This is a genomic window from Paenibacillus apis, from assembly GCF_018333295.1.
GTDB classification, from domain to species: Bacteria; Bacillota; Bacilli; order Paenibacillales; family Paenibacillaceae; genus Fontibacillus; species Fontibacillus antibioticophila.
In genome coordinates this window covers 16,150-29,098 of record NZ_BORS01000010.1, presented here as the reverse complement: position 1 = coordinate 29,098, position 12,949 = coordinate 16,150, and the positions used below count along the sequence as shown (strand labels likewise).

Annotated in this window: 16 protein-coding genes; 11 read left to right on the top strand and 5 right to left on the bottom strand. The window is 50.8% G+C overall.

Annotated elements, in window-relative coordinates:
• Nucleotides 1-9 precede the first annotated feature (9 nt).
• Genes KI362_RS15075 through KI362_RS15055 form a run of 5 tightly spaced genes read left to right on the top strand, consistent with a single transcriptional unit; the run spans nucleotide 10 to nucleotide 4,287 of the window.
• A complete protein-coding gene (locus KI362_RS15075; RefSeq protein WP_301628246.1) occupies nucleotides 10-1,674 on the top strand; it encodes a response regulator in 1,665 nt (554 codons plus the stop codon).
• A 59-nt stretch (nucleotides 1,675-1,733) separates the two neighbouring features.
• A complete protein-coding gene (locus tag KI362_RS15070) occupies nucleotides 1,734-2,072 on the top strand; it encodes an STAS domain-containing protein (protein WP_301628244.1) in 339 nt (112 codons plus the stop codon).
• A gap of 16 nt (nucleotides 2,073-2,088) precedes the next feature.
• The gene (rsbW, locus tag KI362_RS15065) at nucleotides 2,089-2,532 is read left to right on the top strand and encodes an anti-sigma B factor RsbW (RefSeq protein WP_301628243.1); all 444 of its coding nucleotides are present in this window, start codon (nucleotides 2,089-2,091) and stop codon (nucleotides 2,530-2,532) included.
• Nucleotides 2,529-3,302 carry a sigma-70 family RNA polymerase sigma factor gene (locus tag KI362_RS15060; RefSeq protein WP_044482230.1) on the top strand — a complete coding sequence of 258 codons (774 nt, stop codon included), beginning with the start codon at nucleotides 2,529-2,531 and terminating at the stop codon, nucleotides 3,300-3,302. Before rsbW ends, KI362_RS15060 begins: the two co-directional genes overlap by 4 nt.
• A gap of 1 nt (nucleotide 3,303) precedes the next feature.
• Nucleotides 3,304-4,287 (top strand): magnesium transporter CorA family protein, encoded by a 984-nt coding sequence (locus KI362_RS15055; RefSeq protein ID WP_301628241.1) that lies wholly within the window; start codon nucleotides 3,304-3,306, stop codon nucleotides 4,285-4,287.
• A gap of 45 nt (nucleotides 4,288-4,332) precedes the next feature.
• Here the strand turns inward: KI362_RS15055 and KI362_RS15050 are convergent, their stop codons facing one another.
• The 3 genes from KI362_RS15050 to KI362_RS15040 form a co-directional block, all read right to left on the bottom strand.
• Nucleotides 4,333-4,557: a hypothetical protein gene (locus KI362_RS15050; protein ID WP_301628239.1), complete on the bottom strand. Its 225-nt coding sequence runs from the start codon at nucleotides 4,555-4,557 to the stop codon at nucleotides 4,333-4,335.
• A 41-nt stretch (nucleotides 4,558-4,598) separates the two neighbouring features.
• On the bottom strand, nucleotides 4,599-4,919 hold the full coding sequence (locus KI362_RS15045; RefSeq protein WP_301628237.1) for a DUF5665 domain-containing protein: 321 nt from the start codon (nucleotides 4,917-4,919) through the stop codon (nucleotides 4,599-4,601).
• 79 nt (nucleotides 4,920-4,998) lie between these two features.
• A complete protein-coding gene (locus KI362_RS15040) occupies nucleotides 4,999-5,445 on the bottom strand; it encodes a YtxH domain-containing protein (RefSeq protein ID WP_301628235.1) in 447 nt (148 codons plus the stop codon).
• Between the two features lie 187 nt (nucleotides 5,446-5,632).
• On the opposite strand from KI362_RS15040, the gene KI362_RS15035 reads away from it, so the two are divergent.
• On the top strand, nucleotides 5,633-6,634 hold the full coding sequence (locus tag KI362_RS15035) for an asparaginase (RefSeq protein ID WP_301628524.1): 1,002 nt from the start codon (nucleotides 5,633-5,635) through the stop codon (nucleotides 6,632-6,634).
• Between the two features lie 101 nt (nucleotides 6,635-6,735).
• Nucleotides 6,736-7,455 (top strand): pirin family protein, encoded by a 720-nt coding sequence (locus KI362_RS15030; protein ID WP_301628234.1) that lies wholly within the window; start codon nucleotides 6,736-6,738, stop codon nucleotides 7,453-7,455.
• A gap of 16 nt (nucleotides 7,456-7,471) precedes the next feature.
• Here KI362_RS15030 and KI362_RS15025 read toward each other — a convergent pair whose 3' ends face one another.
• The gene (locus KI362_RS15025) at nucleotides 7,472-7,705 is read right to left on the bottom strand and encodes a DUF1128 domain-containing protein (protein ID WP_044482225.1); all 234 of its coding nucleotides are present in this window, start codon (nucleotides 7,703-7,705) and stop codon (nucleotides 7,472-7,474) included.
• Between the two features lie 151 nt (nucleotides 7,706-7,856).
• Between KI362_RS15025 and yyaC the strand changes: the two genes are divergently transcribed.
• From yyaC to KI362_RS15005, 4 genes are all read left to right on the top strand, one after another.
• Nucleotides 7,857-8,396 carry a spore protease YyaC gene (yyaC, locus tag KI362_RS15020; RefSeq protein WP_044482224.1) on the top strand — a complete coding sequence of 180 codons (540 nt, stop codon included), beginning with the start codon at nucleotides 7,857-7,859 and terminating at the stop codon, nucleotides 8,394-8,396.
• Between the two features lie 131 nt (nucleotides 8,397-8,527).
• Nucleotides 8,528-9,316, top strand: coding sequence for an alpha/beta fold hydrolase (locus KI362_RS15015; RefSeq protein ID WP_301628231.1), 789 nt, complete (start codon nucleotides 8,528-8,530; stop codon nucleotides 9,314-9,316).
• 28 nt (nucleotides 9,317-9,344) lie between these two features.
• Entirely contained in the window at nucleotides 9,345-10,004 is a 660-nt protein-coding gene (locus tag KI362_RS15010; protein ID WP_301628229.1) for a DUF6483 family protein, read from the top strand.
• Nucleotides 10,005-10,025: 21 nt separating this feature from the next.
• Nucleotides 10,026-11,192 carry a class I SAM-dependent methyltransferase gene (locus KI362_RS15005; protein WP_301628228.1) on the top strand — a complete coding sequence of 389 codons (1,167 nt, stop codon included), beginning with the start codon at nucleotides 10,026-10,028 and terminating at the stop codon, nucleotides 11,190-11,192.
• Nucleotides 11,193-12,526: 1,334 nt separating this feature from the next.
• On the opposite strand, the gene KI362_RS15000 is transcribed toward KI362_RS15005, so the two are convergent.
• Entirely contained in the window at nucleotides 12,527-12,703 is a 177-nt protein-coding gene (locus KI362_RS15000) for a hypothetical protein (protein WP_301628534.1), read from the bottom strand.
• Between the last annotated feature and the right edge of the window lie 246 nt (nucleotides 12,704-12,949).

Here is a 12,949-nt window from a genome sequence, read left to right as displayed (position 1 = left end):
GAGGATGCTATGGAAATCCAAGAGTCCATTCATATCTTGCTGGTTGACGACCGTCCCGAGAACCTGATGGCCTTGGAAGCGGTTCTGGAAAGCGAGCATTACGAACTGGTCAAAGCAACCTCGGGCGAGGAAGCCTTGAGACGTCTGCTCAAGGACGACTTTGCCGTTATTGTACTCGATGTTCAGATGCCCGGGCTGGATGGCATCGAGACAGCCAAGCTGATTAAGGCAAGAGACCGCACGAAGGACATACCGATCATTTTTATTTCAGCGAACAGCAAGGAAGCGGAGCATTTATTTGCCGGGTACTCTGCGGGAGCCATTGACTATATGGTCAAGCCGTTCATTCCGCAGATCCTCCGCTCAAAAATTGACGCTTTTGTCGATATGTATTTGACGAACCAGCGTTTGAAGACCCAGAGCGCATTGCTTCAGCAAAAGACGATGGAGCTTGAGCGAATTAACGAGGAGCTCGTTCAGGCCAAGGAAGAGGCTGAAATTGCAGCTAAAGCCAAGACGGAATTTCTGGCAATGATGAGCCATGAGATTCGGACCCCGATGAACGGAGTCATCGGAATGATCGATCTGCTCATGGAGACGGAGCTGAAGGGCGAGCAGATGGAGTATGCCGAGATCATCCGCAACAGTGCGGATACATTGGTCGCCATTATAAATGATATTCTCGACTTTACGAAGATGGAGTCCGGCAAGATGGAGCTTGAGGAGACTCCGTTTGAGCTAAGCTCGGTGATTAAGGAAGTGATCAGCCTCTTTTCGGTGGAAGCGGGGAAAAAGGGATTGGAGCTGGTCCATTTCATCGATGACCAGGTTCCGCCTGTGCTGTTCGGAGATATGGGCCGATTGCGCCAGGTGCTGATAAATCTGATCGCCAACAGTATCAAATTCACGGATCAGGGCGGGATTTATTTGCTTGTTACGATGCAGGAGACTCGAGGGAATAGTCATATCATCGAGTTTACGGTAAAGGACACAGGCATTGGAATTGCCCCCGACAAAATCGAGCGTCTGTTCCAGCCCTTCTCCCAGGTGGACTCTTCGATGACGAGAAAATATGGCGGGACAGGCCTGGGGCTTGCGATCTGCCAGACCCTGGTGCATCTGATGGGCGGGAGCATTCGAGCTGAATTGCTGGAAGAGAAGGGGGCGACCTTTGTCTTCAACATCGAGGTATCCCGTTTTCAGGAAGAGACGAATGATTCATCATCAGCTGCGCTGGAGACAGCCGTCGCCAGATCCTCTTCGCCTAAAAGCACGATGCTGGTGGTGGATGATCACCCGGTTAACCAGCGCCTTATGGTCAGTATGCTGCGCAAGCTGGGATATGAGACTGAGGTTGCTGAAGATGGGCTTCAGGCCGTTCAAATGGCTCTGGAGAGTGAGCAGGGCTTCGATATGATCTTCATGGATCTGCAGATGCCGGTTCTGGATGGAATTGGCGCTACGAAGAAGATTAGGTCCTGCGCCAATCAGATGGTGTCGGGCAAAAGCCCGTGGATCGTAGCTATGACCGCAGATGTCATGGATGGTACCCGAGAGCGCTGTATAGAGGCAGGGATGAATGACTATATCAGCAAACCGTTAAAGCTAAGCTCTGTCAAGGCTGTGCTGACTCAGTACAGCAATGCTTTTCAGGCAGAGGCAGGAATTGGTTGATTCAACTCCCTGCTTGGCGGGTTATCTATAAAGAAAACATATTTCAGGAGAGAGTGTCTATGAATATGAATAAGAATGAGAAGTTTACCGCTACAACGCAAGTGGAGAATGGAACCTGCACCGTGTATCTGCGCGGTGAACTGGACCTGTCCGTTGCACAGGATTTCCGCCAGGTAATGGAACCTCTCGCTGTAAATGAGAAGCAAGACCTTGTGATGAATCTGAAGGATTTGAAGTACATCGACAGCACAGGCATTGGTATTCTGCTGTCCATTCTCAAAACAAGACATGGAATGGCTGCCGGATTTCTCGTAACAGAAGTACCCGATCAAATCCAGAAACTATTTGATATGACGGGAATCGCCAAGTTCTTTGCCGCTCAGGAGAACACCCAATAGGAAAGGAAAGAGTCACATGATTGATGAGGTACAGAAGATAGTTATCAGTTTGCCGGCACATGCAGAGTATGTCGATATCGTAAGGCTAAACCTGTACGGGGTTGCATCAAAGATGGGTTTTTCTTACGAGGAGATAGAGGATATGAAGGTTGCTGTTTCCGAAGCGTGTAATAATTCCGTGCTCTATGCCTATAAGGGTGGAGCTGGAATGATGGAGGTCGTCTTTGAAGTTCAGAATGATGCATTGTCCATTACGGTCAAGGATGAAGGGGAGAGCTTTGAGTCGTGGGGAGAACGCTCGGCGCTGCATGACAAGGATCTTAGCGATGCGCAAATTGGCGGACTTGGCTTTTATCTAATGCAGGCGCTGATGGATGACGTTTCAGTGGTGAATGAAGCCGGTAAAGGCACCAAGGTAGTGATGACAAGACGCCTCGTGAAGAGTGAGGAAAGGGTATGACCGATAAAGTGACTCCCCCTGAGTCCATGAATGAATCAACCCGTCTGATCTGGGAATACCAGCAGACAAAGGACAATGAAATTGCTACCGTCCTGATTCAAAAATATGAGCCTATGGTCAAGATGGCGGCAGGGAAAATCGCCCGCAACCGCCCGGATCTCTATGAGGACTTATACCAAGTGGGGCAAATGGCATTAATTCGTTTGCTTCAGCAGTATGATATCGAGATGGGAATTCCCTTTGAGCCGTATGCCATGAAAAGCATGATCGGGCATATGAAGAATTTTCTTCGGGACAAGTCCTGGTATATACAGGTTCCAAGAAGAATCAAGGAAAAGGGAGCATTGGTTCAACAAGCCATTGATGAACTAACCGTTAAGCTGGAGCGATCGCCTAATGTGCAGGAAATCGCAGAATTTCTTGATCTATCGGCAGAAGAGACTGTGGAAGTGCTGGCAGGGCGAGAATGCTATCACTATGTATCTCTGGACTCCCCGTTATCTCAAGAGGAGAGTGCCGCAACGCTCGGTGAACTGATCAGTTCCGATGCGGATGATTATGATACGGTAGAAAAACGAATGGATTTGCAGCAGGCGCTTAGTCAACTAAAGGATCAGGAGCAGCAAGTTCTTCTTCTTGCGTTCCAGGAGGGGCAGTCCCAACGGGCTATCGCCCAGAAGCTTGGGGTCTCGCAAATGAGTGTATCCCGTATTCAGAAACGGGCAACCGAGAAGCTGAAGCTGATCATGTCTAATTCTGAATTTACCTGAGGTGAGACTGGAATTGGAGAAGATAGGAGCGCTGCAACAAGTCACTACGGATCACGATTGGATATGGCTGGATCTCCAGGATGACGAGGGAGATTCCTCTGGGATTGAACAATTGCGCCGGGAACATCCGGATGTCCGGACTTGGCTGGATATGATTTCAAAGCAGGAGACCAATTATTTAACGGTTCGCTTCCCGGATGGCAGAGAACCTGTTCTGTTCGGTTCTCTGCTCTATACAAATTCCGAAGAAATGCCGGAAAAAGATTCTTGTCTGTTGCTTCATTTCTATGTCAACAGGGACAAGCTGATTACGATAAACCTGGATGATGAGACAAGAAGGCATCTGGAGCAGCAGGGGCATCTGAATATGCTGAAATCCGCTCCGCTTGCTGCAGAAGGACTGCTGGTCATCATTCGAATGCTGATGCATTATTTGCATTCCGGCATGGATCAATTTGAAAAAAAGCTGCGTGAAGTTGAAGAAACGATGCAGAAAAATAATCATAAATATTTAATGAATCAAATTATCTCCGCTCGCTTCGAGCTTCTGTACTGGTCGAATTTGTTCATCCCCTGCAGGGAGATCGCTGCTGCAGTAAAGGAAGCTTATTTGCAGGAGATTGAAGAAAGCCCGATCTACCTGCGGTTCTTGTATCGGGGGAATCGGATGCAAGAGCTGATTGAGCATTACGAGAAAGAGATGGATACCCTTATCTCCATTGATGATGCCGTGACTGCTTTCCGCGGAAATGACATCATGAAGACATTAACCATTGTGACCTCTGTCTTTACGCCTGCCACGGTGATCGGAGCGTTGTGGGGAATGAATTTTCAGCGTCTTCCTTGGGACGACTTGGGGTCTGTCGGGTTTGCGTTGATGTGCGGCATTATTTTGTTGCTTACAGGCGGGATGTACTTCTGGATTCGAGCCAAAGGCTGGACCGGTGATTTGCTAAGAGCAAAAAGGAAAAACGAAAACTTATAAAAAAACCTGAATCTTGCCTGGGCAGAGATTCAGGTTTTTTTGCATTTACTGTTCCGGATCAACATGAACTCCCTGCTTGTGATCCTCACTGGAGGTATGCATCTCCTCCATATCCTCACCTAATTGCTTCAAATCCTCCATATCATTCACCATGGAGCCGTTCTCAGCGGTTTTGATGCTTTTATGCCCAGGATACTCTCCTTGATCCGCTTCATGAATCTGGCGCTCGGTATAAGCGCCAATCTGTTCCTTGCCCGGCTGTTTTTGCATCAGAGGGGCCTCCTTTCATTAAGAATTGCGTTCCATGGAGCCTAAGGCTGCGACTGGATGTAATCCTGTAAATTTTTGATGTAGTTGCCGACCATCGGCAGATCTACAAATAGGGAGAGCAGCCACCCAAGCAAACCGAGAACAACAAAGGTGCCGATGCTCAATCCCAATCCGCGGGACATGCCTGCCATAAAGTTAGAAATGACACGCTTTTTAGGGTTCGTATAGTTTTCGAGAATATCCTTGAATTCTGACTTTTCCAGCATATCCGCAATTTGATCCAGCCGTCCGTTCAGGCGTTTGACCTCATGCCGGAGCTCAAAGGGATGCTCTTTTGTATCATAGGGATTCAATTGGGCCATGGGTACCTCCTGGCGGTAGATTTTCCGGGAAAACGGATAAAGCGCCAGCCGGCAGCTGGCGCTTTTAAAGACAGCCCCGTTACAGGGAATTAGATGATGAACCAAATTCGCGCTTGGTCTCGTCAGCCGTCTTCATGGCTTCATTCTTCAAATCCTTTACCGTATCCTCTGTTTTCTCGGATACATCCTTCGCTTCCCTCTTCACATCTTCTGCTACATCCGAGGAGGCTTCCTTCAGGCTGGATACAATCGAACTTGCACCGTCGCTTACACTCTTTGCCAGATCCGTTGTCTTGGACACGGCCGTCTTGGCCAAATCCGAGCCTTTATCATAAGCTACGGCAGCCAGATCCTTGGTCTTGTCCGTTGCAGCACTAAGTTTCTCGGACAGATCGCTGCGAAGCTCGCGTCCTGGCTTTGGAGCACACAGCAAGGCCGCTGCGGCACCGAGCAAGGCACCGATAACAAGTCCTTTCGTGAAGGTTGCGCTACTATGCACCGGGTATTCTTTTTCCGCTTCGTTCATGGAAATCCGCTCCTTTTATATAAAGTTTAATGAATATAGCGCCTTGATATTTACAGGCTGTTACTTGGTATATAAACGTGAGGGAATGGGGTGAAACAAAGGGATGTGGCGATTGGAGGGACGCTGTACTATACTGTAGTGGCGGATAGTTATTGGAGTACATCAATGCAAAGAGGGGATTACGTTGATAAGGGAAGCATTGCTTGTGAAGGAATATCGCGGCGGCATGCTGGAGTGTATCCATAATGGACATATATGTATTGTTGATGAGTACGGAGCCATAAAAAAACAGGCAGGAGATCCGCGTTTTCGGGTGTTTACTCGCTCGGCAGCCAAACCGATTCAGGCGATACCGGGGGTTCGCGCCGGGTTGATCCCGCATTATGGGTTAAATGAAGCTGAGGTTGCTATTATGACGGCTTCCCATCGCGCCCAGCAGCCCCATGTGGAGACCCTGGAGAGCCTGCTTCGGAAGACCGGCCTGCAGGAGCAGAGATTAGTGTGTGCTTCTGCCCTGCCGTTGGACAGAGAGGCGCGATCCCGGTTGCTGCGTGAAGGCGGAGGTTCAAGAAAGCTGTATCATAACTGCTCCGGTAAGCATCTTGGGATTCAGGCCTATTGCAAGATGGCCTCCATGACGCAGGATCACTATAACGACCCGGCACATCCGGTTCAAAGGGAAATATTGGCGGTGCTTGCGGATTTGGCTGATTATCCTGCGGAGGACATCCGGCTTGCCACGGACGGCTGCGGCTTACCTGTATTCAATTTGCCGCTCTCCTCGCTGGCAACCGCATATATGAAGCTTGCCTGCCCGGACCGAATTGAAGATCCGCAGACGGCTGAGGCAGCCCGGTCGATTGCAGCGGCGATGAACAAGCATCCTGAGATGGTAGGCGGTAGCGGCCGTATTGATACGCTGCTGCTGGAGGACGACAACATCGTGGCCAAGGGCGGATTCAAAGGGGTCTATGCCTTCAGCTTGCGCAAAGAACGTCTTGGAATTGCCTTTAAAATCATGGACGGTTCGGAGGAGGAATGGGGCCTGATCGTGCAGGAAATCCTGCGGCAGCTGGGGTATCAAAATACCGATACGCTTCAGCGCCTGAAAGAATCGTTTGGCGGGATCATTCATAATGATGAAGGATGGGAAGTCGGGAGCTCGGAAGCGGCATTCGTGTTGGAATAGATAGTTAGTCCGGTCTTGTGTTCCTTGATTAACCGAACGGCGATAGGGGTAAAAACATATAAATCCCAGTCAGAGGTTAAAAGAGAGGTAGGAGGATCAGGATGATAAAAGTTGTAACTTCCGCAGAGCGCCATACGGCCAAAGAAGGCCCTGTCCATAGTGAATACAGCTTTTCCTTCGCCGACTATGACGACCCGGGAAATGCCCATTTTGGCTGTCTGCTGGTTCTGAATGATCATAGGATGGCTCCCGGACATAGCCTGGAGTCTCACTCTCATCAGGATCTGGAAATCGTAACCTGTGTGCTTTCCGGACAACTGCTGCATAAGCTGGAGTCCGCAGGCAGCGAGGAATTGCTGGAGGAAGGAAGCTTTCAGGTGCTGAGTGCAGGGACGGGCGTGACCCACTCGGAGCATGCTCCGGTTGGCGATAAGCCTGTGCGATATCTGCAGATGTGGTTTTTGCCGGAGGATCGGGGCCTGGAGCCGAAATTAAGCCATAGATGCTTTCCGAAGGAGCAGCGGGTTGGCAGAATGGAGCCTGTCATCAGCAGCGATGCTGGTACAGGAGAGAAGCTGCAAATCCGTCAGGACGTCATGATCTATGCTCCGGTTCTAACGGACCGGAAGCCGGTTCATCTGTCACCGGACGGACGCCGGATACACCTGTTTTTGATAGCGGGACACGCAGACTTCAGTTGCGGCAAACAGACATTTTCTCTGCATCCTGGAGATGCGGCCCGCATTCAAAGTAAGGAAACAATCAGTATCAGCAAAACAGGTGAAGACCCGGCTGAACTATTGATTATCGAGATGCCCTGACCGGGATTTCGACCTCTTAAGCTTTGCTGTTATTTCGAAGATGACCAAGTTCCTGGGCCAGCGCCTCCACCTCGGAGATGCTGAGCCTTTCTTTGTTCATAACGAGCTCGTAAATATCCATAATGTCATCATATTGGCCAACGTGGAAGGCGGAAGCGTTCATTGCGGCACCGGTTGCCATTTTCAGCTTGGTCTTAATGGCTTCAATCATATACTCCACATTTTCTTGGCTTCTCTGGCTTAGATCCATTCCTCACTTCTTCCCTTCATCGTGTTATCCCGGCTATTGTACCATGTTATGGACTGAATCGCACAACCGAATGCTTTGCGGTCCCTGAACTCTTGCGATACAATCATACTATCTTGGATATTGGAAAAGGCTTGAGGAGAAGGGGGAGAATATGCTGCTCGAAGATAACCGCAAACTGTCCGCATCCGGCTCGGATTACAAGAGAATGTCCGGAGACGAACTGGCGGACTTCTTTCGAGGAATAAGACGGCGCCATCACGGGGAGCATATCGTGTTTCTGTGTGTGGGAACCGACCGCTCCTCCGGCGATGCGCTGGGTCCGCTGGTAGGCTCGCGGCTTATGGAGCTTGGCTTCAAATATGTAATAGGGACCATGCCAAAACCATGCGATGCGGCCAATCTGGAGCGTCTTATTCTCGACATTCCGCCGGATAGTATTATTATTGCTATCGACGCTTGCCTCGGAGCCTCAGCCTCGGTAGGCTCCTTCCTTGTGTCGGAGCAGCCGCTGCACCCTGCGAGATCCGTGGGGATAAAGCTCCCGGCGGTAGGCAACTATAGTGTGGCTGCCGTAGTTAATGTCAATAGTCCTAAGCCTTACTGGACGCTGCAGATGACATCTCTTCATTTGGTAATGCAAATGGCGGAGCAGATTGCGCTCGCAGCCGCCGAAGGGTTTCAAAGAGGCTAATCAAGCTTAATGATATGGAAAAGAACCATAAACCTTCTCGGTGCTGAAAAGCTGACTTTTTGAACACTTACTTTTAATCGTGCAAGTTTGATCCGAGATGAATAGTAATTAAACGGAAAGAAGGGCTTGAAATGGAGAAAGTGACAGTTGGCAGCTTGACGATCGCTTATGAAGAGCAAGGAGAAGGAGAGGTTCTCGTCCTGTTGCACGGCTTCTGCGGAAGCTCGGCCTACTGGGAGAATGTCGCTCCGCTGTTGGCGGATTCCTTCCGTGTTATTATGCCGGATCTTCGCGGACATGGGGCTTCGGATGCGCCGCTGGGCGCGTATACTATAGAACAAATGGCGGACGATGTCGCCCTGCTGCTGGAAGCGCTTGGCGTGGAGAAATATGCGGTGCTCGGCCATTCCATGGGCGGATATATCGCTCTTTCTTTAGCGCAACGGTACAACAGCCGCCTCAGCGGCTTTGGCCTTGTCCATTCTACCGCTTATCCGGACAGTGATGAGGCTAAAGAAAAACGCCTAAAGGCCGTAGCGACCATTAACTCCGAAGGGATTACCTCCTTTATTGACGGGCTGGTTCCCGGTTTGTTCGCTCCGAAGTCGCTGGATAAGCTGTCCGCGGCTGTCGACCGGGTGAAGGAACTCGGCTATAAAACACCACCGCAAGGAGCCATTGGAGCGGCGATGGCGATGCGTGAGCGGGAAGACCGCAGAGATGTGCTCTCCTCTGCTCCGATTCCGGTACTTCTTGTCGCCGGGGAGAAAGACGGGGTTATCCCTCCGGAAAGAACGTTCACAACAGATAAAGAGCATGTTGCCAAGGCAGTTATTCATGGGGCTGGACATATGAGTATGTATGAGGAGCCGCAGCGGCTCGCCGATATCATCAAGGAGTTTGTGAGCGGGCTTCAGTAAGCGCCGGATTTGGGAGGATGGACAGCTTATGCTGCGCAAGGATTATCTGGTTCGTATGATTGAAGAAATGACGGAAATGATCGGAAAGATATTTGACCTGAAGCAGCAGCGTAAATGGATCGACGCCCTCTGGCAGATCGATGATCTGTACCGGCGTTTGTTCAGGCTTAACTCGGATCTGATCGGAGGACTGTCTGCCCGAGATCTTGTGGAACTGATGAGATCGGGAGGAGCCGTCGAATCCGATAAGCTGCAAAGCTTGGCCAAGCTGGTCAAGGAGGAGGGGGATATTCTTCTTTCCTCCGGAGACCCTGATCAGGGAATTCGCAGACAGATCAAAGCCCTGCATCTTTTCCTGGCGGCCAGCCAGTACGGCACCCAACGTGAATTATGGAATCTGGAGGCTTCTGTAGAAGAGCTGCGCACCCTGCTGAAGCCTTATGTGCTTCCTGCCGATACCGAACGGCTGCTTCTGGACTATCAGGAGGAGCTTCGCAGGTATGACCAGGCGGAGGATACACTCTTTCGGTTGTTGAAGAGCCAGGCTATAACCAGGGAAGAAGGCATCCTCTTTTACCGGCGTTTGTCGCTCCTCTCTCCGGAAGAACTGATCCGCGGAGGGCTGTCGCCCGAAGAGGTGCAAGAGGGAGAACTGGCCTGGCTGGCCGCTTGGGAGCATGAAGTGTAATAGAAAGCGAGCGTGATAGGATTGGACAAGCTGATTGAACTGTTGGAGCATACGGACCGGCAGGAAAATTTGATTACGGCTATATTAAGCCAGCAGCGCAAAGCTGACGAGGAGAGCTACACCAAAGTCGTCATTAAGCCCGTCCTGCTGAAGCAGAAGCTGAATTACCAATTGACTTATCATTATAAAAACAAGGTCACACATGAGAATGTTCCGGCGGGCTCGCTCTGCAGACAGGTCATGCCGTTGTTTGAGCAAACCTTCCGCCAAGCGCAAATCTATACGTCTGAAGCTGATTATCAGATCCTGATCAGCAAAAAGTTCAAGGTGTCCATTCTGAAAAAGCAAGCTACTAAAAAGCCCGGGGAGCTTACTCATAACCGGACCAAGAGGTATATCCTGGATGACGGCACACCTGTACCCTTTCTTGTAGAATTGGGAATTATGAACGCGGAAGGTAAAGTGCTGGCCAAGAAATATGACAAGTTCCGACAAATCAATCGCTTTTTAGAAATGGTTCAGGATGTGCTCCCTCATTTACCTGCCGACCGCCCGCTAACCATCATTGATTTCGGCTGCGGCAAGTCCTACCTGACCTTCGCCTTATATCATTATTTGTCGATCGAGCTGAATAGAGCGTTGAATATTGTCGGACTCGACTTGAAAGCGGATGTCATCGAACATTGCGGATTGCTGGCGAAAAAGCTGGATTATCAAAACCTGAAGTTTCTTGTCGGCGACATTGCGGACTATGATGAATTAGAGCGGGTGGATATGGTAGTTACGCTGCATGCCTGTGATACGGCAACCGATGCGGCACTGGAAAAGGCAATCCGCTGGGACGCCTCCGTCATTCTCTCGGTGCCATGCTGTCAGCATGAGTTGTTTGAACAGATTCAGCAGCCTGTATTGGATCCGTTGCTGGGGCATGGCATTCTCAAGGAACGCTTCTCGGCGCTGGCAACCGATGCGATTCGGGCCAAGCTGCTTGATCTGATGGGCTACAAGACACAGCTGCTGGAGTTCATTGATATGGAGCATACCCCGAAAAATATATTGATCCGTGCGGTTCGATCGGAAAGCGGAGACCGCGACAGATTATGGCAGGAATACATGGTGTTCCGGGATTTCCTCGGGGCTTCCCCTTATTTGGAACGAGCCTGCCGTGATTTGCTTCCCATGATGTAATCGTCATAGATTATAGGACGCTGGCTAAGGTAATCGTTCCTAGGACGCCGGTTCGTGCCGGCACCTGCAAACATTTAGAGTGATCCTGCAATCAATAGAGTGATCCTGAAACATTAGAGCGTTTCCGGTTTGTTCCGGGTGAAGGAAGTCAACACTTATAGAGCGAGTTCAGAAAATCAACTTATCAGCACCGAGAAAGTTGCGAGAATCCAGAGAAGGATGAACGCAAGATTCGGCGTCAAGTTATCCTCTTGAAACACTTCGTGATCAAAAGGGGACTTTTTGAACAACCTCTTAATCGTGTTGGCTTTTTTTGCATGATTTCAGCCAACTGAGCATGCGAGGTGTTCGAAACAGAAAACGACCCGACAGTAACGACCTGATAGAAACCACCCGATTTTGAAACCATCTGAAGAAAACATCCGACATAAAACCTCCTGCTATGCGGTTGAGAGGACGGGACTTAAGCCAACAGGATCAATGCTCCAATGTATATTCAACCTATGGTGCCGGTTTAATTGTACATGAGACACTTAAATTCTGAGCTTTGGCTCCGAAATCAAAAATAACTGTATGGAGTACAGCTGGATTCGCAAAAACTCAGCCATTCTAAAAAAGAGCAGACTCTTAGCTGAATGAGGTACACTTAAACCTTTGAACTTTGGAAATGTTGAGGTTTCAGTTGCATTTTTGCAATTATTATGAAGTTTATCCAGCGATCAGTGACAATAGGTACAAATGTGGTGAAGCAACCAACAGTCGAACCATTCAGCAGAAGTTATGTCCCAAGAGCAAGCCACCCGCCCAATGGTGGTCATGATTGCAGGGTTTCACAATAAAGCAGAAGAAACAGGGAGGGAAATGAAGATGAAGACGGGGGTGCGTGGGTGGGCTGTTGCGGGGTTAAAATCCGCACTCGTATTTACTCTGCTTGTCACCTGCGCATTGGGCGGGATGTTCTTTCTTGAAAATATTGGAACCCTTCTGCTTGTTGCCTTCTGGCTGACGGGCATCGCGTTAGTTCTGGGGCATGGGCTGATCCGGAAAAGCTCAGGAATATCTCCTCGAACAGTCCTTCAAGCGGACGCATGGATGCATCCCTCGCTTCAGGCAGCCCTGGCTCCAGCTATTCTAGCCTGTCTGTATATCCTGCATTTGGGTCTCGGGCCTGCTTCTGTCCAAGCGACTATTTTGTCCGCGGTATTCTGGCTGTTTGCGGCGGGTTATGCAGCCGCGCTGCAGGCAGCCTCTTGCGGAGGAACGGCTGTCCGCTTTCTGGAGTCCGGCTGGCTGCTGACCACAGGCCTGTTGGCGCTTGCGTCACTGGCCGTCGTCTACGGCTGCCTGCCGTGGCCTGGCGCGATCCTGCGCACAGCGGATCGCGAGGTAGCTGCTGCCGGGGCAAGGCTTGGCGGTCTGCTCCAGTATCCGAACACGTTCGGAGCCGTGATGGGAGCTGCACTGCTGGAGCGGTTGACCGCCCTTGCGGCCTTGCCCCGGCAGGCCTTCACCCGCGCGGGACGCTGGCAGGGGCAGCAGGCCGGTGCCCTGGCGCCGGTCTTTGCGCTGTGCCTGCTGCTGACGGAGTCGCGCGGCGCCTTTGCGGCGCTTGCGGCGGCCTGGGCCATCGCCGCCCTCCTGCTGCGCCGCGGGGAGCGGCTGCGCTTCGCGTTGCACAGCGCAGCCGCCCTTGGCGCCGGCGCCCTGCTGGCGGCGCCGCTCATGCGTGCGGGCTTGGCCCCGCCCGCACTCCAGGG

Coding starts and splice junctions, on each gene's coding strand:
- KI362_RS15075 (WP_301628246.1), top strand. CDS start 10: ATGGAAATCCAAGAGTCCATTCATATCTTGCTGGTTGACGACCGTCCC.
- KI362_RS15070 (WP_301628244.1), top strand. CDS start 1,734: ATGAATATGAATAAGAATGAGAAGTTTACCGCTACAACGCAAGTGGAG.
- rsbW (WP_301628243.1), top strand. CDS start 2,089: ATGATTGATGAGGTACAGAAGATAGTTATCAGTTTGCCGGCACATGCA.
- KI362_RS15060 (WP_044482230.1), top strand. CDS start 2,529: ATGACCGATAAAGTGACTCCCCCTGAGTCCATGAATGAATCAACCCGT.
- KI362_RS15050 (WP_301628239.1), bottom strand. CDS start 4,557: ATGCAAAAACAGCCGGGCAAGGAACAGATTGGCGCTTATACCGAGCGC.
- KI362_RS15045 (WP_301628237.1), bottom strand. CDS start 4,919: ATGGCCCAATTGAATCCCTATGATACAAAAGAGCATCCCTTTGAGCTC.
- KI362_RS15040 (WP_301628235.1), bottom strand. CDS start 5,445: ATGAACGAAGCGGAAAAAGAATACCCGGTGCATAGTAGCGCAACCTTC.
- KI362_RS15030 (WP_301628234.1), top strand. CDS start 6,736: ATGATAAAAGTTGTAACTTCCGCAGAGCGCCATACGGCCAAAGAAGGC.
- KI362_RS15025 (WP_044482225.1), bottom strand. CDS start 7,705: ATGGATCTAAGCCAGAGAAGCCAAGAAAATGTGGAGTATATGATTGAA.
- yyaC (WP_044482224.1), top strand. CDS start 7,857: ATGCTGCTCGAAGATAACCGCAAACTGTCCGCATCCGGCTCGGATTAC.
- KI362_RS15015 (WP_301628231.1), top strand. CDS start 8,528: ATGGAGAAAGTGACAGTTGGCAGCTTGACGATCGCTTATGAAGAGCAA.
- KI362_RS15010 (WP_301628229.1), top strand. CDS start 9,345: ATGCTGCGCAAGGATTATCTGGTTCGTATGATTGAAGAAATGACGGAA.